This is a genomic window from Streptomyces sp. cg36 (genome assembly GCF_041080675.1).
In the GTDB taxonomy this organism is placed as follows: Bacteria; Actinomycetota; Actinomycetes; order Streptomycetales; family Streptomycetaceae; genus Streptomyces.
The window spans coordinates 1,882,644-1,904,988 of the sequence record NZ_CP163520.1; the positions used below are offsets into that span (position 1 = coordinate 1,882,644).

At 69.0% G+C, this 22,345-nt stretch carries 13 protein-coding genes and 1 pseudogene; 5 read left to right on the forward strand and 9 right to left on the reverse strand.

The features are described from left to right. Positions 1-39 precede the first annotated feature (39 nt). From dxs to ngcE, 8 genes and pseudogenes are all read right to left on the reverse strand, one after another. Positions 40-1,953, reverse strand: coding sequence for a 1-deoxy-D-xylulose-5-phosphate synthase (gene dxs / locus AB5J87_RS08365; protein ID WP_369383433.1), 1,914 nt, complete (start codon positions 1,951-1,953; stop codon positions 40-42). 216 nt (positions 1,954-2,169) lie between these two features. Continuing rightward, positions 2,170-3,450, reverse strand: a complete 1,281-nt coding sequence (locus AB5J87_RS08370) for a sugar ABC transporter permease (RefSeq protein ID WP_369383434.1) — start codon at positions 3,448-3,450, stop codon at positions 2,170-2,172. Positions 3,451-3,497: 47 nt separating this feature from the next. After that, entirely contained in the window at positions 3,498-4,286 is a 789-nt protein-coding gene (locus AB5J87_RS08375) for an ATP-binding cassette domain-containing protein (protein WP_369375628.1), read from the reverse strand. Between the two features lie 212 nt (positions 4,287-4,498). Next, positions 4,499-5,614 (reverse strand): sugar ABC transporter substrate-binding protein, encoded by a 1,116-nt coding sequence (locus AB5J87_RS08380; RefSeq protein WP_369375630.1) that lies wholly within the window; start codon positions 5,612-5,614, stop codon positions 4,499-4,501. A gap of 120 nt (positions 5,615-5,734) precedes the next feature. Further along, entirely contained in the window at positions 5,735-6,934 is a 1,200-nt protein-coding gene (locus AB5J87_RS08385; protein ID WP_369375632.1) for an ROK family transcriptional regulator, read from the reverse strand. Positions 6,935-7,151: 217 nt separating this feature from the next. Next, positions 7,152-8,066: a carbohydrate ABC transporter permease gene (locus AB5J87_RS08390; RefSeq protein WP_369375634.1), complete on the reverse strand. Its 915-nt coding sequence runs from the start codon at positions 8,064-8,066 to the stop codon at positions 7,152-7,154. Then, a pseudogene (locus AB5J87_RS08395) lies at positions 8,063-8,988 on the reverse strand (carbohydrate ABC transporter permease). The gene AB5J87_RS08390 and the pseudogene AB5J87_RS08395 overlap by 4 nt, the downstream one beginning before the upstream one ends. 58 nt (positions 8,989-9,046) lie before the next feature. Continuing rightward, entirely contained in the window at positions 9,047-10,498 is a 1,452-nt protein-coding gene (gene ngcE / locus AB5J87_RS08400; protein ID WP_369375636.1) for an N-acetylglucosamine/diacetylchitobiose ABC transporter substrate-binding protein, read from the reverse strand. Positions 10,499-11,026: 528 nt separating this feature from the next. Between ngcE and AB5J87_RS08405 the strand changes: the two genes are divergently transcribed. The 5 genes from AB5J87_RS08405 (at position 11,027) to AB5J87_RS08425 (ending at position 19,486) form a co-directional block, all read left to right on the forward strand. Beyond that, complete coding sequence (locus AB5J87_RS08405; RefSeq protein ID WP_369375638.1) at positions 11,027-14,875, forward strand: GH92 family glycosyl hydrolase; 3,849 nt, start codon at positions 11,027-11,029, stop codon at positions 14,873-14,875. Between the two features lie 161 nt (positions 14,876-15,036). Beyond that, positions 15,037-15,972 carry an FG-GAP repeat domain-containing protein gene (locus AB5J87_RS08410; protein ID WP_369375640.1) on the forward strand — a complete coding sequence of 312 codons (936 nt, stop codon included), beginning with the start codon at positions 15,037-15,039 and terminating at the stop codon, positions 15,970-15,972. Between the two features lie 236 nt (positions 15,973-16,208). Then, positions 16,209-17,174, forward strand: coding sequence for an FG-GAP repeat domain-containing protein (locus AB5J87_RS08415; protein WP_369375642.1), 966 nt, complete (start codon positions 16,209-16,211; stop codon positions 17,172-17,174). Positions 17,175-17,413: 239 nt separating this feature from the next. Then, positions 17,414-18,346 carry an FG-GAP repeat domain-containing protein gene (locus tag AB5J87_RS08420; protein WP_369375644.1) on the forward strand — a complete coding sequence of 311 codons (933 nt, stop codon included), beginning with the start codon at positions 17,414-17,416 and terminating at the stop codon, positions 18,344-18,346. 219 nt (positions 18,347-18,565) lie between these two features. Next, on the forward strand, positions 18,566-19,486 hold the full coding sequence (locus tag AB5J87_RS08425) for an FG-GAP repeat domain-containing protein (RefSeq protein ID WP_369375646.1): 921 nt from the start codon (positions 18,566-18,568) through the stop codon (positions 19,484-19,486). An 87-nt stretch (positions 19,487-19,573) separates the two neighbouring features. On the opposite strand, the gene acnA is transcribed toward AB5J87_RS08425, so the two are convergent. Continuing rightward, complete coding sequence (gene acnA, locus AB5J87_RS08430; RefSeq protein ID WP_369375648.1) at positions 19,574-22,288, reverse strand: aconitate hydratase AcnA; 2,715 nt, start codon at positions 22,286-22,288, stop codon at positions 19,574-19,576. Positions 22,289-22,345 lie beyond the last annotated feature (57 nt).

Consider the following 22,345-nt stretch of genomic DNA (forward strand, 5'->3'; position numbering starts at 1 on the left):
GCGATCGGACCGGCCCGTTGACCGGTCGTGCGGCGCGCGTCAGTCGCGCGCGGGCTCCACGGCGCTCTCGCTCTCCACCCCGGCGAGCTTGGCGACCAGGCCGGTGACCTGGCGCGCGATGTCCGGCGCGGTCAGCCCGATCTCGGCCATGACCTCCTTGCGGGAGGCGTGGTCGAGGAAGCGCGGCGGGATGCCGAAGTCCCGCAGCGGCACGTCCACGCCCGCGTCGCGCAGCGCCTGGGCGACGGCCGAGCCGACACCGCCGACGCGGCTGTTGTCCTCGACGGTGACGACGACCCGGTGCGTCTCGGCGAGCGGCGCCAGCGCCTCGTCGACCGGCTTGACCCAGCGCGGGTCGACCACGGTGGTGGAGATGCCCTGCGCGTCGAGCAGGTCGGCGATCTCCAGGCACATCGGGGCGAGCGCGCCCACCGAGACCAGCAGGACGTCCGGGCGCTCCGCCCGGGCCTCGCGCAGCACGTCCATGCCGCCGATCCGGCCGACCGCCTGGACCGCCGGGCCGACCGCGCCCTTGGAGAAGCGGACCACGGTCGGGGCGTCCTCGACGGCGACGGCCTCGCGCAGCTGGGCGCGCACCTGGTCGGCGTCGCGCGGGGCGGCGATCCGCAGGCCGGGGACGACCTGGAGGATCGACATGTCCCACATGCCGTTGTGCGAGGCGCCGTCCGTGCCGGTGACCCCGGCCCGGTCCAGGACGAAGGTGACGCCGCACTTGTGCAGGGCCACGTCCATCAGGACCTGGTCGAAGGCGCGGTTGAGGAAGGTCGCGTAGACGGCGAAGACGGGGTGCAGCCCGCCGGTGGCCAGGCCCGCCGCGGAGACCGCCGCGTGCTGCTCGGCGATGCCCACGTCGTAGACCCGCTCCGGGAACGCCTTGGCGAACTTGTCGAGGCCGACCGGCTGGAGCATGGCCGCGGTGATCGCGACGATGTCCTCGCGCTCCTTGCCGAGCTTGACCATCTCCTCGCCGAAGACCGAGGTCCAGTCGAGGCCCGAGGTCGACACGGGCAGACCGGTGTCCGGGTGGATCTTGCCCACGGCGTGGAAGCGGTCGGCCTCGTCGGCCAGGGCGGGCTGGTAGCCGCGGCCCTTCTCGGTGAGGCAGTGCACGATGACCGGGCCGCCGAAGCGCTTGGCGCGGGTCAGCGCGGACTCCAGGGCCTCGATGTCGTGGCCGTCGATCGGGCCGACGTACTTCAGGCCCAGGTCCTCGAACATGCCCTGCGGGGCGATGAAGTCCTTCAGCCCCTTCTTGGCGCCGTGCAGCGTCTCGTACAGCGGCCTGCCGACGACCGGGGTGCGCTCCAGGAGGTCCTTGCCCTTGGCCAGGAAGCGCTCGTAGCCGTCGGTGGTGCGCAGGGTCGCCAGATGGTTGGCGAGGCCGCCGATGGTCGGCGCGTAGGAGCGCTCGTTGTCGTTGACGACGATGACCAGCGGGCGGTCCTTGGCGGCGGCGATGTTGTTCAGCGCCTCCCAGGCCATGCCGCCGGTGAGCGCGCCGTCACCGATCACCGCGACGACGTGGTCGTCCTTCTTCAGGACCTCGTTGGCCTTGGCCAGGCCGTCGGCCCAGCCCAGCACGGTGGAGGCGTGGCTGTTCTCGATCACGTCGTGGTCGGACTCGGCCTGCGAGGGGTAGCCGGAGAGGCCGCCCTTCATCTTCAGCTTGGAGAAGTCCTGGCGGCCGGTGAGGAGCTTGTGCACATAGCTCTGGTGGCCGGTGTCCCACAGGACCCGGTCCCTGGGCGACTCGAAGACGCGGTGCAGCGCGATGGTGAGCTCCACGACCCCCAGGTTGGGGCCCAGGTGCCCGCCGGTCTTGGAGACCGCGTCCACGAGAAAGGTCCGGATCTCAGCGGCCAGCTGGTCCAGCTGCTCCGGGCTGAGCCGGTCGAGATCGCGCGGTCCCCTGATACGGGTAAGCAGCGGCACCCGTGCCTCCTTGCATCCGTGCTGGTCGAGCATGCCGATTCCGCCGAGTCTAATGTTCCGCTCGCGACGGCGGTCATCGGGCGGTGGGTTCCGCGTCACGCGAATGGCCGACATCCGCGCCCGCGCACGGACGTGCCCGGCGCCGCCAGGGGCACCGGGCACGTCCGGGGTTCCGCCCGTGCGCCGCAAGGGGCGCACGGGGGTGCGGGCCGCGGGTCAGGCGCGACCTGCGGACTTCTGGGTCTTGCGGGTGACCGCGTCGATCACGACGGTCGCCAGCAGTACGCCACCCGTGATCATGTACTGGATCGGGGAGGCGATGCCCTGGAGGGCCAGGCCGTACTGGATCGAGGTGATGACCAGCACACCCAGGAGCGCGTTCCAGGTGCGGCCCCGGCCGCCGAAGAGGCTGGTGCCGCCGATGACGGCCGCCGCGATGGCGTTCATCAGGAGCTCGCCGGAGCCCGCGCCCTGGTTGGCCGCGGTGATCTTGGAGGCGAGGAAGAGGCCGCCGATGGCGGCGAAGGTGCCGGAGATCGCGTAGATGGAGGTGCGGATCATCACGACGTTGATGCCGGCCCGGCGGGACGCCTCGATGGAGCCGCCGAGCGCGAAGACCTTGCGGCCGTACGCGGTGCGCCGCAGGACGAAGTCGGTGATCACCAGGACCGCCAGGAAGAGCACCACCGCGAGCGGGAGGCCCTTGTACTGGTTGTAGACCGCGGCCACGCCGAACGCGGGGATCGCGAGCAGCACCGTGCGCAGCACGATCTCGCTGAGCGGGCGCGAGGGGACACCGGCCGCCTCGCGGCGCCGGGCGTCGAAGAAGGCGGTGAGGAAGAACCCCGCCACCGCGACCACGGCCAGGCCGTAGGCCGCCGCCACATCGCTGAAGTAGTAGCTGGTCAGCTTGGCGACCAGGCCCTCGGAGTCCAGGTTGATCGTGCCGTTGCTGCCCAGGATCTGGAGCATGAAGCCGTTCCAGAACAGCAGGCCGGCCAGGGTCACCGCGAAGGCGGGCACGCCGATCTTGGCGAAGACGAAGCCGTGGATGGCGCCGGCGGCGGTGCCGGTGAGGACGGCCAGGACCAGGGCGAGCCACTCGGCCATGCCGTGGGTGACGTTCAGGACCGCGAAGGTGGCGCCCGCGACACCGCTGACCGAGCCGACCGACAGGTCGATCTCGCCGAGCAGCAGGACGAAGACGATACCGGTGGCGATCATGCCCGTGCCGACCATGGCGACGGAGATGTCGGAGAGGTTTCCGGCGGTCAGGAAGTTGGAGTTCAGGCTCTGGAAGATCGCCATGATGACGATCAGGCCGACGACGACCGGCAGCGACCCGAGGTCGCCCGCCTTCATCTTCCGCTTGAACTCCGACAGGTACCCGGCGAAGCCCTGCTCGCGCACCAGCAGGCGCGGGTCGACGGCTGCCGCGGCGCCGGAGGCGGCGGGCGGCGCGTCCACGGGGTCCTCGTGGGGCTTGTCCAGCTGGATCGGCTCGGCCGGGGCGGCCTTGTCGGCGGGGGAGGTCTTGTCGGTGCTCACTTCTGAACCTCCGCGTTGCGCGCCGCACGGCGGGTCACGGCGTTGTCCGTGGCGCCGGTGATGGCGGAGATGATCTCTTCCTGCGAGGTGGTCTTGACGTCGAAGACCCCGTTGTTGCGCCCCAGGCGCAGGACGGCGACCTTGTCGGCGACGGCCTTCACATCGGCCATGTTGTGGCTGATGAGGATGACCGCGTGGCCGCGCTCGCGCAGCCGCTCGACCAGGTCGAGGACCTGCGCGGTCTGCTCGACGCCGAGGGCCGCGGTGGGCTCGTCGAGGATGACGAGCTTGGGCTCGCCCAGCATCGAGCGGGCGATGGCCACGGTCTGGCGCTGGCCGCCGGAGAGCGAGGCGATCGGGATGCGCACGCTGGGGATGCGGATCGACAGCGTGGTGAGCAGCTCGCGCGAGCGGCGCTCCATCTCGACCTCGTCCAGGATGCCGCGCTTGCGCAGCTCCCGGCCCAGGTAGAGGTTGCCGACGACGTCGATGTTGTCGCACAGCGCGAGGTCCTGGTAGACGGTCGCGATGCCCAGGCTCTGGGCGTCGTGCGGCTTGCCGATCGAGACGGCCTTGCCCTCCCACTCGATGACTCCGTCATCGATGGGGTGAACACCTGCGATCGTCTTGACGAGCGTGGACTTTCCGGCGCCGTTGTCGCCCACCAGGGCGACCACTTCACCGGCGTGGACCTCAAGCTCTACGTCGGTGAGCGCCTGAACGGCACCGAACCGCTTGGAGACCCCGCGCAACGCCAGCACGGGCGTAGCGGACACGTGAACCATCTCCTTCGCCGCCTGACCGGCGGGGGATACCGCGCCCGGAGGAGGCGGGCGCGGAGGTCGAGCAGAAGAGAACGGGGAGAAGAAGCGTTCCGTCCGGCACCCCGCCCGATAGCGGGGGCTGAGAAGGAGGGCGGGGTGCCGGAGGGGCTTCGGGGGCCGGGACCGGGTGTACGGGAGGAGATCCTCGTACGGGCGGGGTCCCGGCGGCAGGACTACTTCAGGCCGAGCGCGTCGCAGGCGGCCTTGTAGTTCGAGGTGCAGATCTCGTCGATCTTGTAGATGCCGTCCTTGATGACGGTGTCCTTGATGTTGTCCTTGGTCAGCGAGACGACCGGGAGGATCACCGACGGGACGCCCTTGGTGGTCGGGCTGTCGACCGTGGACTTCGCGATGGAGTCCAGCTTCTCACCCTTGGCCAGCGCCACGGCCATCTCGGCCGCGATCGGGCCCTCCTGGACGTAGGGCTTGTAGACGCTCATGAACTGCTCGCCCGCGACGATGCGCTGGACGCCGGCGAGTTCGGCGTCCTGGCCGGTGACCGGGGGGAGCTTGGACAGGCCGGCCGCCTTGAGGGCGGTGATGATGCCGCCCGCCATGCCGTCGTTGGCGGAGTAGACACCGATGATCTTGTCCTTGCCCAGGGCCGAGATCGCGCCCTCCATGTTGGCGTTGGCGTTCTCCGGCTTCCACTCCTTGGTGTCGTACTCCTTGCCGATGTTCACCTTGCCGTCGAGCTCGGCGTGCGCGCCCTTCTTGAACAGGGCGGCGTTCGGGTCGGTGATCGCGCCGTTCATCATCACGATCTGGCCGTCCTTGGCCTTCGCGCCCAGCGCGTCCACCAGGGCCTTGCCCTGCACATGACCGACCTGCTCGTTGTCGAACGACGTGTACGCGTCGATCGGGCCCTCGGCCAGCCGGTCGAAGGCGACGACCGGGATGCCCCGGTCCTTGGCCTTCTTGACCGCGCCCGCGATCGCCTTGGAGTCCACCGCGTCCACGATCAGCGCGTCGACCTTGTTGGTGATCATGGTGTCGACCTGCTGCGTCTGCGTCGTCGCGTCCTGCTTGGCGTTCGCGTAGACGACCTGGCCCTTGCCGTTGGTCAGCTCGCTGACCTTCTTCTCGATCAGCGGCTTGTCGAACTTCTCGTAACGCGCGGTCTGGTTCTCCGGCAGGAGCAGACCGATCTTGATCGCGTCGCCCTTCTTGGAGCCGGTCGACTCCTTCGTCTTGTCGCCCGACTCCTTGGCGCTGCCGCAGGCGGCGAGAGAGACAGCCATCGCGGTGGCGGCCACGGCCACGGCGGCACGACGCATACGCGTGTTCATTCTGAAACCTCCCTGACGAGGCCGCGACGTTGCGGCCGAGGTGGCTGGAAGTCAACTCGGCTGCAGGGCCACCGTCAAGGAGTAAATCCTTAACGAGATGACAACGGTGCCATCCGTTATCTAAGTGAAGGCAGGAGCCCCGGCCGGGAGAGCACTCTCAAGCAGGGTCGAATCGCCCATTTCACTCAGCACCAGGGCCAGCGCGCCGAGCACCTCGGCACGGCCGCCCAGGGCCCCCGGAAGGACCGACAGCTGCCGCGCCGCACTGGGGATGGCGTACCGCGACACGGAGTCCCTGATGGGCCCCAGCACCAGCTCCCCGGCCTCCGCCAGATCGCCGCCGAGCACCACGCGGCTGGGGTTGAGCAGGTTGCAGAGGTTGGCGACACCGCTGCCGATGTGGCGGCCCACGTCCCCGACCACCCGGCGGCACCCCGGATCGCCCTCCCGGGCCAGCTGGACCACGCGTTCCATGGTCAGATCGGCCCCGTGGCTGGACTGGAGCAGCGGCAGCACGTACCGCGCGGCCGTGAAGGTCTCCAGGCAGCCGCGGTTGCCGCAGCGGCAGACCGGCCCCGACTCGTCCAGCGTGATGTGCCCGATCTCCCCGGCCGTGCCGCCCGGCCCCCGGTAGATCTGCCCGTCGATGACCAGGCCGGCGCCGACACCGCTGGCCACCTTGATGTACGCCAGGTCCCGCACCCCGCGCCCGCTGCCCCAGACCAGCTCGCCCAGGGCGCCCAGGTTGGCGTCGTTGTCGACGTACACCGGCACGCCCAGGCGCCCGGAGAGCTCCTCGCGCGGGTTGATGCCGGTCCAGCCCGGCAGGATGGCCGTGGAGCCCAGCGTGCCGGACTCCACGTCGATGGGGCCCGGCACGCCCAGACCCACGCCGATGACCTTGTCCCGGCCGATGCCGGTGGCCTCGATCAGCCGTGTGACCAGCTGTTCCGCCCGGCCGAAGCCCTGCGCGGAGGAGGCGTCGACGTCCAGCGGCTCGGACTCCTCGGCAAGCACCTGGTGGGCCAGGTTGCCGACCGCGACGCGCAGATGGGTGTGGCCGAAGTCGACGCCGATGACGATGCCCGCCGACCCGCTGAGCGACACGCTGCGGGCCCGGCGCCCGCCCGCCGAGGTGGGTGTGACCTCGACGGTTCCGCCGTCCTTCAGTTCCCGAACGATATTGGAGACCGTGGCCGCGGAGAGCCCCGTCGTCCTGGCGATCTCGGCCTGGGTCAGCGATCCCGCCATGCGCACCGCACGTACGACCCGCTCCAGATTGGCCCGGTGCAACGACGTCTGCGACCCCGGAGTCTCCATCGACTCATCCACTCCTGCCGTAGGCAGGCGGCACGACGGCCGCCCCCGCACGGGGCCGCTGCTCCGAGGCCCCGTCCTATCTCCAACATGTGAACTCTAAGCTCAGCCTTTCGGGTTGTCTCCCGTCAAGACCTGAGCAGTGGGACATGACACGGGACCGCCCGTCGGCGTGTCGCCGACGGGCGGTCCCGGGGTGGTTACGGAGTGTGGTCCGCCGCTACTTCAGCGCTCCCGCGGTGAGCCCCGCGACGACCTGGCGCTGGAAGACGATGTACGCGGCGAGCACCGGCAGCATCGCCATCACCAGGCCCGCCATCAGCCCTGACCAGTCGCCCTTGTACCCCTGGCTGGTCGCGAGCTCGACCAGGCCCTGGGAGAGCACCCGCTTGTCGGGGTCCGTGTTGAGGACCGTCGGCAGCATGTACTGGTTCCACTGGCCCAGGAAGTTGAAGATGCCGACGCTGATCAGCCCCGGGCGGGCCATCGGCAGCATCACCTGGAAGAAGGTACGGGTGTGGGAGGCGCCGTCGATCATCGCGGCCTCGGCGACCGAGGTGGGCAGGGTGCGGAAGAACGAGGTGAGGAAGAAGACCGTGAACGGCAGCGAGTACGCGATGTAGACCAGGATCAGCCCGTGCGTGGTGTTCAGCAGGCTCAGGTTGTTCATCACGTAGAACAGCGGCACCAGGGCCAGCATGATCGGGAAGCTCATCCCGCCGATGAACAGGTAGTAGATGAACCGGTTCCCGGGGAAGTCGAAGCGCGCCAGTACGTACGCGGCCATCGAGCCCAGCAGCAGGGTGCCGATCAGCGAACCGCCGACCACCAGGATGGTGTTCAGGAAGTAGTCGCTCATGTGGGCCTGGGTCCAGGCGCGCGACCAGTTGTCGAAGTGGAGCTTGTCCGGCAGCGCCCAGGGCGTCGACAGGATCGAGTTGTCGTCCTTGAAGGACGCCATGACCGCCCAGAGCAGCGGGATCACGACCATGATCGCCCAGAGGATGAGCACACCGTGCGAGAAGACGTTGAGGACCACGCCCTCGCCGCGCTTCTCCTTCTTGGCGGGTGCGGCCTGCTTGGCCACGGGCGGGCGCTCGTCGGCGAGGTCGGCGGTCGAGGTGTCAGTGGTCATGAGAACTCCAGCCGCTCGCGCCGGCCCAGTCGCATCACGACCGCCGCGAACAGCAGCGTGACGACGAGCAGCGCGACACCGATCGTGGTCGCGTATCCGGCCTGACCGTCGCGGAACGCCGACTGATAGACGTAGAGCGGCAGGACCGTGGTCGAGTAGTCGGGGCCGCCCGGCCCCACCGTCATGATCTGCACGGAGGCGAACGCCTCGGCGCCGAGGGCCAGGATGCCCATGTAGACCCAGCCGGACTGCACGGTGTCCCAGAGCAGCGGCAGGGTGATCCGGAAGAACGTGGTGAAGCGGCTGGCGCCGTCGAGCAGCGCCGCCTCGTAGAAGTCCTTGGGGATCGAGGCCATGCCGGCCGAGAACAGGACCACGAAGAAGCCGACCGTCGACCAGACGAGCACCGCCATCACGCAGTACAGCGCGAGGTCCGGGTCGCCCAGCCAGTTCGGCTGGACGCTGCCGAGGCCGAACCCCTTGAGCGCCGAGTTGATGACGCCGTTGTTGGGGTTGTACGCGAACTGGAAGAGCAGGGCGACGATCGCGATCGAGAGCACCTGGGGAAAGAAGTACGCGATTTTATAGAAACCGGAGCCGCGCACTCCGGTAATGGCGGCGCCCTTTCGGCGCCGCCCCCGACATTGAGCATGAAGGCGAAGAAGAGCGCGAGGCCCAGCGTCACCAGCGGCAGCAGCAGGACGAACAGCAGACTGTGCTGCAACGACTTCCAGAAGATGTCGTCGTCGAACATCCGCTTGTAGTTGTCGAAGCCGACCATCTTGAAGTCCGGGCTCAAACCGGTCCAGTCCGTGAACGAGTAGTAGATGGACTGGATGAACGGCCAGATGACGAAGAGTGAGTACAACGCCAGTGGGACTACCAGAAATCCCACGATGAACCGGTACTTGCCGTGTTGCATGGTTACCGACCCCGATCTTCTAGCGGGTGCCGCCGCTGGTGGCGCTCGACCACTGTCGCTACTTCTTGTGCTTGTAGTGCTTGATGTTCTGGTCCTGGGCGGCCTTGTCGGCGTAACCCTGGATCTTCTTGATGGTTTCGGCCGGGGTCATGCGGCCGGCCATCATCTCGCCCAGACCGGCGACACCGATCTGCTCCTTCTGGAGCTTCACGTACCAGTCCTGCAGCCGCGGGTTGACCACGTTCGTGCCGGCCTTCTTCAGCGCGTCCACGCCCGACTGCAGGGCGGTGGAGAGCGACAGGCCGTCGGTGCCGCCGTTGAAGGCGGAGAGCGACTTCACCTGGGTGGTGAAGTTCTTCGAGGACGCCTCGCTGAGCATGATGCGCAGCTGCTCCATGCCGCCGGCCGGGTTCTTCGACTTGGCCGGCACGATGAACGGCTCGCCGCCGGACGCCCAGATGGTGCCGTAGGGCATCTTGTCGTTGGAGTCCAGGCTGGAGGGCGCGCCCACCATCATCTTGAAGTCCTGCGGCGTGGTGGGAGCGGCCTCGTTCTCCACCCAGGAGCCGTTCGGGATGAACAGCGCCTGCCCCTTGGTCCAGGCGGTCTGCGCCTGGATGTGGGTCATGCCGGGGGTGCCCTGGAGGATGTAGCCCTTCTTGAAGAGCTCGTAGTACGCCTCGAAGGCGGCCTTGACGGCCGGGTGCTCCCAGGCTTTCGGCTCCAGGTTGTCGATGGCGTCCAGGACCTCCCGGCCGCCGATCTTGGCGATGAACGGGTAGAGCGAGAACGGCAGGTAGTAGGGGTACTTGCCGGGGTAGGTCCACCCGGCGATGCCCTTCCGCTTCGCCTTCTCGCACAGCGCGAGCATCTCGTCCCAGGTCTCGGGGTACTTCGCGTCCAGCTTGTCGAGGGCGGTCTGCGAGTACCAGACGCCGTAGACGGTGTACGCGTAGTAGAGGATCCAGCACTGGTCGCCGTCGAACTGGCCCATCTCGACGATGCCCGGCCGCAGCGTGTCCCGGACCTTCTTGCCGGGGTCGTCGATGGAGGGGGCGTCCAGGAGCGGGGTGAGGTCGGTGAGCTGGCTCTTGCCGACCAGTACGCCCATGTCCATCTGCTCGGCGCCCGAGTTGTCGATCAGGTCCGGCGGGGTGCCGCCGTTGAACTTGGGCTGGAGCTCGGACTGGATCTTCTGGGTCTTGTGGAAATCGATCTTCGCCTTGGGGAACGCCTTCTGGTACACGGCGTTCGCGTCGGTGGCGTACTTGGTGCCGAAACCGCCGTCGAAGATGACGACGTCCAGGGGCGCGGACTCATTGACGGCGAGCGGGTTCTTCGCCGTCTTGGTGCCCTTCTCGACTTTCTTGTCGCTGCCGCTGTCACCGCTGGCGCAGGCGGACAGGAAGCCCATCGCCGGGACGGTGATCAGACCGAGTGCCGCGGACCGCTTGATCAGGTCACGGCGGCCCAGGCCCTCATTGCTGTGGTGCGCGGAGGTGGATCCCATGCTCAAGTCCTCGCCTTCTCCAGGACTCAGGCGGTGTACCGGTCGCCCGTTCCGAATCGCCTGCAGGCGAAGGGCCCCGCCACCGCGGTCAGTTGTGCTGAAGCTTGGGTAGTGCAGGGTACGCAGCGGATACGTCGGACATATGCGAAGGACGACGTGCCGTTGCCTCCCGGCGCCCTCCGTCCCCAGGTCCGCCGGTTTCGCGGCGGAGCGGACGCCGACAGGTATAGTCCACTTTCCGTCAACTGAGCAAGATCGAAAGCATGGTTGGACGGCATCCTTTCCCGAGTTGAGACCTCTTGGATATCTGACGGCACAAGCCGACGGCCCCGACCCCCGCGATCCCCGCGCGCCGCTCCGAAACGCCCGGGCCATTCCCCCTCAACACCCTTGACACCACCGGCGACTTGCCTTCCTACTGGATCCTGCATTTTCTCTCTGACAACGTTGTCCAGATCGTATGACCGGTGAGTGGCCCGGCTCGGCGGCTCTCGCCATGTCATGCGCCCGCCAATGGAAAGGCCCCGTATGCTGCCCAGATCCCGGCACCGACGACGACCGGCGGCCCTCGCGGCGGCCTCCTGCCTGCTGGTGCTGACGGCCCAGTGGGCCGCCTCCGCCCAGCCCGCCGCGGCCCGATCCGGCTCCGGCGGCCAGGAGTTCCGCACCTCCTTCGAGACCGGCCAGCCCCAGCCCGACTGGCGCAGCACCGTGGAGACCGGCCCGGACGGCGGGAAACGCTCGGCGGGCGTCGACGGCGGCTTCGCCAGCGGCATACCGGGCAGCGTCACCGACCGGGTGACCGCGGTCCGGGCGAGCGCCGAGAACGACGGCTCGGGCGAGGTGAAGGAGAACCTCGTCGACGGCCAGCCGAGCACGAAGTGGCTCGCCTTCGCCCCCACCGCCTGGCTGGAATTCGATCTCGACTCCCCCGTCAAGGTCGTCACATACGCGCTGACCTCGGCCAATGACGCGGCGCCCCGCGACCCCAGGGACTGGACCCTCAAGGGCTCGGCGGACGGCACCACCTGGACCACCCTGGACACCCGGTCGGGTGAGACGTTCGCCTCCCGCTTCCAGACCAAGTCGTACGACTTCGCCAACTCCACCGCGTACGCGCACTACCGCCTGGAGATCACCCGCAACAGCGGGGCCGACATCACCCAGCTGGCCGACGTGCAGTTCTCCGACGGGGACACGGACAAGCCCGTCCCGCCGGACATGCTCACCCTGACCGATCGCGGGCCGGGCGGCTCCCCGACCGCGAAGGCGAACGCCGGATTCACCGGAAAGAGGGCCCTGCGCTACGCCGGTACGCACAAGGCGGACGGACGGGCCTACTCGTACAACAAGATCTTCGACGTCAACACCCGGATCTCCCGCGACACCGTGCTCGACTACAAGATCTTCCCGTCGATGCCGGAGACCGACCTGAACTACCCGGCCACCCATGTCTCGGTCGACCTGGCGTTCACCGACGGCACCTATCTGAGCGACCTCGGCGCCGTCGACTCGCACGGCGGGGCGCTCACCCCGAGCGGCCAGGGCGCGGCCAAGACGCTGTACGTGAACCAGTGGAACCAGGTGACCTCCAGGATCGGCCGGGTCGCCGCGGGCCGGACGGTCGACCGGATCCTGGTGGCGTACGACTCGCCGAAGGGGCCCGCGAAGTTCCAGGGCTGGCTGGACGACCTCTCGATCGCGCCGCAGAAGCCGGCGCAGCGGCTCGCGCACCTCTCCGACTACGCGCTGACCACCCGGGGCACCAACTCCAGCGGCTCCTTCTCGCGCGGCAACGCCTTCCCGGCGACCGCGGTGCCCAACGGGTTCAACTTCTGGACCCCGGTGACCAACGCCGCCTCCCAGGACTGGCTGTACGACTACGCGCGCCGCAACAACGCGGACAACCTGCCGACCCTCCAGGCGTTCTCGGCGAGCCACGAGCCGAGCCCGTGGATGGGCGACCGGCAGACCTTCCAGCTGATGCCGTCGGCGGCGGCCGGGACCCCGGACGCCGCGCGCTCCGCCCGCGCGCTGCCGTTCCGGCACGAGAACGAGACGGCGAAGCCGTACTACTACGGGGTCACCTTCGAGAACGGCCTCAAGGCCGAGATGGCGCCCACCGACCACGCGGCGACCATGCGGTTCACCTATCCGGGCGATGACGCGAGCCTGCTCCTGGACAACGTCAACAACAACGGCGGCCTCACCCTGGACCCGGCGACCTCCTCCTTCACCGGCTACTCCGATGTGAAGAGCGGGCTCTCCGAGGGCGCCACCAGGCTCTTCGTCTACGGCGTCCTCGACGCGCCGGTCACCGCGAGCGGCCGGCTGCCCGGCGGCGGGGGCGCCGACGTCACCGGATACCTGCGGCTGAAGCCCGGCAAGGACCGCACCGTCACCCTGCGGCTCGCCACCTCACTCATCAGCGTGGACCAGGCGAAGGCCAACCTGGCCGCCGAGATCCCGGCCGGCACCTCCTTCGAGCACGTCCAGCGGCAGGCCCAGCGCGCCTGGGACCGCATCCTCGGGCGGGTCGAGGTCGAGGGCGCCGACCAGGACCAGCTGACCACCCTCTACTCCTCGCTGTACCGGCTGTACCTGTACCCGAACTCCGGCTTCGAGAAGGTCGGCTCCACCTACAAGTACGCCAGCCCCTTCTCCCCCGGCACCGGCGAGGACACCCCGACGCGGACCGGCGCGAAGATCGTCGACGGCAAGGTGTACGTCAACAACGGCTTCTGGGACACCTACCGCACGACCTGGCCCGCGTACTCGCTGCTCACCCCGGCCCGGGCCGGCGAGATGGTGGACGGGTTCGTCCAGCAGTACAAGGACGGTGGCTGGATCTCCCGCTGGTCCTCGCCCGGTTACGCGGACCTGATGACCGGCACCAGCTCGGACGTGGCGTTCGCCGACGCCTATGTGAAGGGGGTGAGGTTCGACGGGGAGGCCGCCTACGAGGCCGCCCTGAAGAACGCCACCGTCGCCCCGCCGTCCGCGGGGGTCGGCCGCAAGGGCATGGACAGCTCGCCCTTCCTCGGCTACACCCCGACCTCCACCAACGAGGGTCTGTCCTGGTCCCTGGAGGGCTACCTCAACGACTACGGCCTCGCGAAGATGGGCCAGGCGCTCTACGCGAAGACGCACAAGTCCCGGTACAAGGAGGAGTCGGAGTACTTCCTGGGCCGGGCCCGCAACTACGTCAAGCTCTTCGACCCGACGGCGTCCGGCGCCGGGGCGGGCGCGCCCGGCTTCTTCCAGGGCCGCGACGCCAAGGGCACCCCGCGCGTCCCTGGCGCCTCCTACGACCCGCGGGTGTGGGGGTACGACTACACCGAGACCAACGGCTGGGGCTATGCCTTCACCGCCCCGCAGGACTCGCGCGGCCTGGCCAACCTCTACGGCGGGCGCGCCGGACTCGCCCGGAAGCTGGACACCTTCTTCACCACGCCCGAGACCGCCTCGCCCGAGTTCTCCGGCTCGTACGGCAGCGTCATCCACGAGATGACCGAGGCCCGCGACGTGCGCATGGGGATGTACGGCCACTCCAACCAGGTCGCCCACCACGTCACGTACATGTACAACGCGGCCGGGCAGCCCTGGAAGGCCCAGGCGAAGGTCCGCGAGGTGATGAACCGCCTCTACACCGGCAGCGCGATCGGCCAGGGCTACCACGGCGACGAGGACAACGGCGAGCAGTCGGCCTGGTACCTGTTCTCGGCGCTCGGCTTCTATCCGCTGGTGATGGGCAGCGGTGAGTACGCGATCGGCTCGCCGCTGTTCACCAAGGCGACCGTCCATCTGGAGAACGGCCGCGACCTGGTGGTCAAGGCCCCCGCCAACAGCGCCCGCAACGTGTACGTCCAGTCCCTGAAGGTGAACGGCAAGGCGTGGAACTCCACCGCGCTGCCGCACTCCCTGCTGGCGCGCGGCGGCACGCTGGACTTCACGATGGGGCCGCGTCCGTCGGCCTGGGGCAGCGGGAAGGACGCGGCGCCGGTCTCCCTCACCCAGGACGACAAGGTGCCCACTCCGCCCGCCGACGCGATCACCGGCGCCGGGCCGCTCTTCGACAACACCTCCTCGACGGCGGCCTCCTTCGACTCCGCCGAGCTGCCGCTGGCGTCCGCCACGCGCGCGGCGCAGTACACCCTGACCTCGTCCGACCGCACGAAGGCGCCCACCGGCTGGGTGCTGCAAGGCTCTTCGGACGGAACGAAGTGGGTGGATCTGGACAAACGGTCCGGTGAGTCCTTCGCGTGGGACAAGCAGACCCGGGTGTTCTCGGTGGCGCGGCCGGGCTCGTACGGGCACTACCGACTGGTGTCCACGAGCGGCACGGCGACGCTGGCCGAGGTGGAGCTGCTGCGGTGAGCGCCCCGACGGCCCGCCCGCGGTGCCGAGTTGGCTGCTTTTACCTCAAGCCGATTGACATGTAAAGGAGTCATGGCAAGATTCCGGTGAAACCCGTGGCGCGTCTCGTCTGCTGAGGCGCGCCACGCCGCATCTGAGCCTCATGGATCATGGAGAACTACGTGGCCAAGACTCTGGCCAAGATTCCCGGCCGCGAGCGGGGACGGATAGCCGCCCGCCTCGCCGCCGCCGCGTTGGCCGCGGCCGTCGTCGGCACCGGCTCCCCGGCCGTCGCCGCGAACACCTCGCCGAAGCCGTACCCGGCCGCGGCGCCCTCGCCGTTCGCCCGGGTCAGCGGCGTGGCGAACGCCCCGAGCGGTGACGCCCCCCAGTTCGACCTGTTCGCCGCCGACCGCGCCAACACGCTGTACGGCTACATCCGCGACGGCGGCGGCGCGCTCAGCCCGCGCGCCCGGGTGGACACCGGCTGGGACGCCATCAAGACCGCGGCCCAGGTCGACCACGACGCCGACGGGTACGCCGACGGCTGGTGGGAGTGGGACAAGAACGGCACGATGTACTACGCCCCCGACGACTCCGACAAGCCGGTGAACGTGGGCGGCGGCTGGAACACGTACAACCTGCTGCTCTCCCCCGGCAACCTCGGCGGCGCCGAGGCGGGCGACCTGCTGGCCCGGGACGCGGGCGGCAACCTGTACCTCTACCTCGGCTACGGCAACGGCAAGGTGGCCGCCCGCTACAAGGTTGGCGGCGGCTGGAACGCCTACACCCTGATCGCGGGCAACGGCGACCTGACCGGCGACGGCAAGAACGACATCGTCGCCCGCGACGCCTCCGGCACCCTGTGGCTCTACAAGGGCACCGGCAACTACAAGGCGCCGTTCGAGGGCCGCGTCAGGATCGGCAACGGCTGGAACACGTACAACGCGCTGTTCTCCATCGGCGACGTCGACCTGGACGGCAGGACCGACCTGCTGGCCCGGGACGCGGGCGGCGGGCTGTGGCGGTACTCGGGCACCGGCAACGCGGTGACGCCGTTCGCCACGCGCAAGAACATCGGATCGAGCGGCTGGAACACCTACCGGCTGTTCTTCTGACCCTCCCGCGAACGCGGAGCCGTTCGCTCCGGTGCCAGGGCCGCACTCCCGCCGGGGGTGCGGCCCTTCCCGTTGGCGAATCGCGGGCTCGCGGACTTTTCTGATCCGCACTCAAACAGGTTGACAGGTAAAGGAGTTGTGTAAGGATCTCGTTGATCGCGTGGCGCGCCCGTACGCACGGTCGACGTGCGGCCCCGGTGCCGCGTCACGGCTCGTCGCAACCAATGGAGAGATACGTGGCCAAGACTTCTCGCCGTACGCCTGGGCGGACAGCCTCCCGTCTCGCTGCCACGGCGGTCGCCGCCGCCCTCGTCGGCACCGGCGCCTCCGCCTTCGCCGCCGACAACCCGGCCGCGCCGTCCGCCAAGGCGTCGGTGAAGGCCGCCGCCGCGAAGGCGTCCGCGCACCGCGCCGCCGCGCACGGCCGCACGGGCGTCACCAAGGAGGAGGGCGACCCCAACGGCGCCTACCCGGTCTTCCCGCTGATCGGCGTGGACCGCAGCGGCAACAGCTTCGCCTACCTGCCGGACTTCGAGGGCGGCCTCTCGCCCCGGATGCAGCTCGACGAGGGTCTCGGCGGTCTGAAGAACGCCGCCCAGGTGGACCACGACGCCGACGGCGTCCCGGACGGCACCTGGAAGTGGGACAACAAGGGCACGCTGACGTACGAGCCCTACGACGAGATCGCCACCACGACGGTCGGCGGTGGCTGGAACATCTACAACACGCTGCTCTCCCCGGGCAACCTGGGCGGCGCGGGCGCCGGCGACCTGCTGGGCCGCGACGCCTCGGGCAACCTGTACCTGTACCTGGGGTACGGCAACGGCAAGCTGACCTCGCGCTACCTGGTCGGCGGCGGCTGGGGCCAGTACACCCAGCTCGCGGGCAACGGCGACCTGACCGGCGACGGCAAGCCCGACATCGTGGCGCGCGGCAGCGACGGCACCCTGTGGCTCTACAAGGGCACCGGCAACTACAAGGCGCCCTTCGAGGCCCGCACCAAGATCGGTGGCGGCTGGAACACCTACAACGCCCTGGTCTCCTCGGGCGACGTGGACCTGGACGGCAAGACCGACCTGCTGGCGCGCGACGGCGCGGGCGCGCTGTGGCTGTACAAGGGCACCGGCAACGCCGCGGCCCCGTACCAGCCCCGGGTGAAGGTCGGCACGAGCGGCTGGAACACCTACCGGCTGCTGTACTGATCCCCGCCGTACCGCGTTAAAACCGGAGGGCCGCATTCCATCGACTGGACATGCGGCCCTTTTGGGCGTTTTCGGGATACGCCGGGTGAACAACGGGCGAGAAAGAGCTGTTGTCTTGATCGCCTTTGTCGCCAAGCGGGTTGACAGGTAAAGGAGTCGTGAAACGATTCCGCTGAACTCGTGACACGGCTCGACACCTGAGCCGCATCACGTCTCAATCGCGACCAATGGAGACATACGTGGCCAAGATCTCTGGCCGTAAGCGTGGGCGGATAGCTACCCGTCTCGCTGCCGCGGCGGTTACCGCCGCCCTCGTCGGCACCGGCGCCTCCGCCTTCGCCGCCGACAACCCCTCGGCGAAGCCGTTCAAGGCCCCGGCGGCCAAGCCGGCCAAGGGCGCGCTGTCCAAGGCCCAGGCGTCGAACGTGGGCGACGCGCCGGTGTTCGGCCTGTACGGCATCGACAAGTCCAACACCGTCTGGTACTACGCTCCCGACGGCAACGGCGGCCTCGAGTCCCGCACGGGCTTCGACGGCAACACGGGCTGGGCGTTCAAGTGGGTCGGCCAGGTCGACCAGGACTCCGACAACCTGGCCGACGGCGCCTGGGAAGCCGACTACAACGGCAACCTGTACTACGCGCCGAGCGACGGTTCCAACCCGATCACCATCGGTGGCGGCTGGAACACGTACAACACCCTGGTCTCCCCCGGCAACCTCGGCGGCGCCGGTGCCGGCGACGTCCTGGGCCGCGACGGTTCGGGCAACCTGTACCTGTACCTGGGCTACGGCAACGGCAAGATGACCTCCCGCTACCTGGTGGGCGGCGGCTGGGGCCAGTACACCCAGATCACCGGCAACGGCGACCTGACCGGCGACGGCAAGGCCGACATCGTGGCGCGCGGCAGCGACGGCACGCTGTGGCTCTACAAGGGCACCGGCAACTACAAGGCGCCCTTCGAGGGCCGCACGAAGATCGGTGGTGGGTGGAACACCTACAACAGCATCTTCGCCGCGGGCGACATCGACATGGACGGCAAGGCCGACCTCATCGGCCGCGACGCCTCGGGCGCGCTGTATCTCTACAAGGGCACGGGCAACGCGGCTGCGCCGTTCGCCTCCCGGGTGAAGATCGGCACGAGCGGCTGGAACACCTACCGGCTGTTCTTCTGATCCGAACGCGCCGGATCCGATCCGAGCCGACGGAAGGCCGTGTCCACGAACCCCGTGGACACGGCCTTCCGTGCGTCCGGGCCGCCCCGAACGGCCGTGACCGTTCCGGCACGAAACAGATTGGGACCGGTGAAGAAACCATGACAGGATTCCGCTGATCTTGTGACCGGCGTCAACTCCTGAGCCGTGTCACGCCACAGCAATCAACGGAGGAAACACGTGGCCATAGTTTCGGGCCGCAAGCGTGGGCGCATCGGCGCGCGTCTCGCCGCCGCGGCGGTGACCGCCGCACTCGTCGCGACCGGCGCGTCCGCCGTCGCGGCGGAGAACCCCGGCAAGTCGGCCGGTTCCGTCACGGCCAAGCCGAAGAACGGCGCCGCCGCCCCGCGCTCCGGCGCGACCTCGGCGGTCTCGTACTTCGCGCTGTACGGCGTCGCGCGCGACGGCTTCGTGTACGGCTACCCGGCCGACGGCAACGGCGGCCTGGAGGCGCGCCAGTACAGCGGTTACGGCTGGGGGAGCACCAAGGACATCGCGCAGACCGACCTCAACGACGACGGTCGCGCGGACGGCTTCTGGGCCCGCGAGAACAACGGCGACCTGCTGTACCAGCCCTTCGGCGGCTCGTACTTCAAGGTCGGCGGCGGCTGGAACACCTACAACCGCATCTGGGCCGTGGGCAACCTCGGCGGCGCGGGCGCGGGCGACCTGCTGGCCCGCGACGGCAGCGGCACGCTCTACCTGTACCTGGGCTACGGCAACGGCAACATGACGTCGCGCTACAAGGTCGGCGGCGGCTGGGGCCAGTACACCCAGATCGCCGGCAACGGCGACCTGACCGGCGACGGCAAGCCCGACATCGTCGCCCGCGACGGTTCCGGCAACCTGTGGCTCTACAAGGGCACCGGCAACTACAAGGCGCCGTTCGAGGGCCGCACCCGCATCGGTGGCGGCTGGAACGCGTACAACACGCTCGTGTCCGTCGGTGACATCACCGGCGACGGCCGCACCGACCTGCTCGCCCGCGACGGCAACGGCGCCCTGTGGCGCTACTCCGGCAACGGCAACGCCCGGGACCCCTTCGAGTCCAAGGTGAAGATCGGCAACGGCGGCTGGAACACGTACCGCCTGCTGTTCTGATCCCAGGCTTCCCCCAGGAATCCTGAGCAACGCGGAGGGCCGCACCCCGGAATCCCGGAGTGCGGCCCTCTTCGCTGCCCGTTCCCGCTAGTTGCGGATCAGGTTGCGCAGCACGTACTGCATGATGCCGCCGTTGCGGTAGTAGTCCGCCTCACCGGGGGTGTCGATGCGGACGACCGCGTCGAACTCCACGCCCGAGTCGGTGGTGACCTTCACCGTGCGCGGGGTCGTGCCGTCGTTCAGCTCGGTGACGCCCGTGATGGAGAAGGTCTCCTCGCCGGTCAGACCCAGCGAGGCCGCCGTGGCGCCCTCCGGGAACTGGAGCGGCAGGACGCCCATGCCGATGAGGTTCGAGCGGTGGATGCGCTCGTAGGACTCGGCGACGACGGCCTTGACGCCGAGCAGCGCGGTGCCCTTGGCCGCCCAGTCGCGGGACGAGCCCGAGCCGTACTCCTTGCCCGCCAGGATGACCAGCGGGGTGCCGGCGGCCTGGTAGTTCTGCGAGGCGTCGTAGATGAACGACACCGGGGCGTCGGCCTGGGTGAAGTCGCGGGTGAAGCCGCCCTCGGTGCCCGGCGCGATCTGGTTGCGGAGCCGGATGTTGGCGAAGGTGCCGCGGATCATCACCTCGTGGTTGCCGCGGCGCGAGCCGTACGAGTTGAAGTCGCGACGGGCCACGCCGTGCTCGGTGAGGTACTTGCCGGCCGGGGTGTCGGCCTTGATCGCACCGGCCGGGGAGATGTGGTCGGTGGTGACCGAGTCGCCCAGCTTGGCCAGGACGCGGGCGCCCGTGATGTCGGTGACCGGGGTCGTCTCCATCTGCATGCCCTCGAAGTAGGGGGGCTTGCGGACGTAGGTCGACTCGGCGTCCCACTCGAAGGTGTTGCCGGTCGGGATCGGCAGCGACTGCCACTGCGCGTCACCCGCGAAGACGTCCTGGTAGGACTTGTTGAACATGTCCTCGCCGATGGCGTTGGCCACGACGTCGTTGACCTCGGCCTCGGTGGGCCAGATGTCCTTGAGGAAGACCGGGTTGCCGTCGGTGTCGGTGCCGATGGCCTCGGTGGTGATGTCCACCTTCATCGAACCGGCGATGGCGTACGCGACGACCAGCGGCGGGGACGCCAGGTAGTTCATCTTGACGTCGGGGTTGATCCGGCCCTCGAAGTTGCGGTTGCCGGAGAGCACCGAGGTGACCGCGAGGTCGGCCTCGTTGATCGCCTTCGAGATCTCCTCGTCCAGCGGACCGGAGTTGCCGATGCAGGTGGTGCAGCCGTAGCCGACGAGGTTGAAGCCCATCTTGTCGAGGTAGGGCGTCAGGTTGGCCTTGTCGAAGTAGTCGGTGACGACCTTCGAGCCCGGGGCGAGGGTGGTCTTGACCCACGGCTTGCGGGTCAGGCCCTTCTCCACGGCCTTCTTCGCGACGAGCGCGGCGGCGACCATCACGTACGGGTTCGACGTGTTGGTGCAGGAGGTGATGGCCGCGACCGTCACCGCGCCGTGGTCGATCTCGAAGGACGTGCCGTCGGCCAGGGTGACCCGGGTCGGCTTCGTCGGGACGCCGTTGGCGGACGCCGGGGCGTCGGACGCCGGGAAGGACTCCTTGCCGGCCTCCTCGTCGTCGGAGACGTAGTTGCGCACGTCCTGCGCGAACTGCTGCTTGGCGTTGGCCAGGACGATGCGGTCCTGCGGACGCTTCGGGCCGGCGATGGAGGGGACGACCGTGGAGAGGTCGAGCTCCAGCTTCTCGGAGAAGTCGGGCTCGGCGGCCGGGTCCAGCCAGAGGCCCTGCTCCTTGGCGTACGCCTCGACGAGCGCGACCTGCTGCTCGGAGCGGCCGGTGAGCTTGAGGTAGTTCAGGGTCTCGCCGTCGATCGGGAAGATCGCGGCGGTGGAGCCGAACTCCGGCGACATGTTGCCGATGGTGGCGCGGTTGGCCAGCGAGGTGGCGGCGACGCCCTCACCGTAGAACTCGACGAACTTGCCGACGACGCCGTGCTTGCGCAGCATCTCGGTGATCGTGAGGACCAGGTCGGTGGCGGTGGTGCCCGGGTTCAGCTCGCCGGTCAGCTTGAAGCCGACGACGCGCGGGATGAGCATCGAGACCGGCTGGCCGAGCATCGCGGCCTCGGCCTCGATGCCGCCGACGCCCCAGCCCAGCACGCCGAGGCCGTTGACCATGGTGGTGTGCGAGTCGGTGCCGACGAGGGTGTCGGGGTACGCCTGGCCGCCCCGGACCATGACCGTACGGGCCAGGTGCTCGATGTTGACCTGGTGGACGATGCCGGTGCCCGGCGGGACGACCTTGAAGTCGTCGAAGGCCGTCTGGCCCCAGCGCAGGAACTGGTAGCGCTCCTTGTTGCGGCCGTACTCCAGCTCCACGTTCTGCGCGAACGCTTCCTTGGTGCCGAACTTGTCGGCGATGACGGAGTGGTCGATGACCAGCTCGGCCGGGGAGAGCGGGTTGACCTTCGCCGGGTCGCCGCCGAGCTCCTTGACGGCCTCGCGCATGGTGGCGAGGTCGACGACGCAGGGCACGCCGGTGAAGTCCTGCATGATCACGCGGGCCGGCGTGAACTGGATCTCCTGGCTGGGCTGCGCCTGGGAGTCCCAGCCGCCGAGCGCCCGGATGTGGTCGGCGGTGATGTTCGCGCCGTCCTCGGTACGGAGCAGGTTCTCCAGCAGGACCTTCAGGCTGTAAGGGAGGCGCGCGGAGCCCTCGACCTTGTCCAGCCGGAAGATCTCGTACGACTCGTCGCCCACCTGCAGCGTGCTGCGGGCGTCGAAGCTGTTCGCCGACACGACAGTCTCCTTCATATATGTGCGCGTTCCACCGCATCCTGCCGCCACGCTGGATAG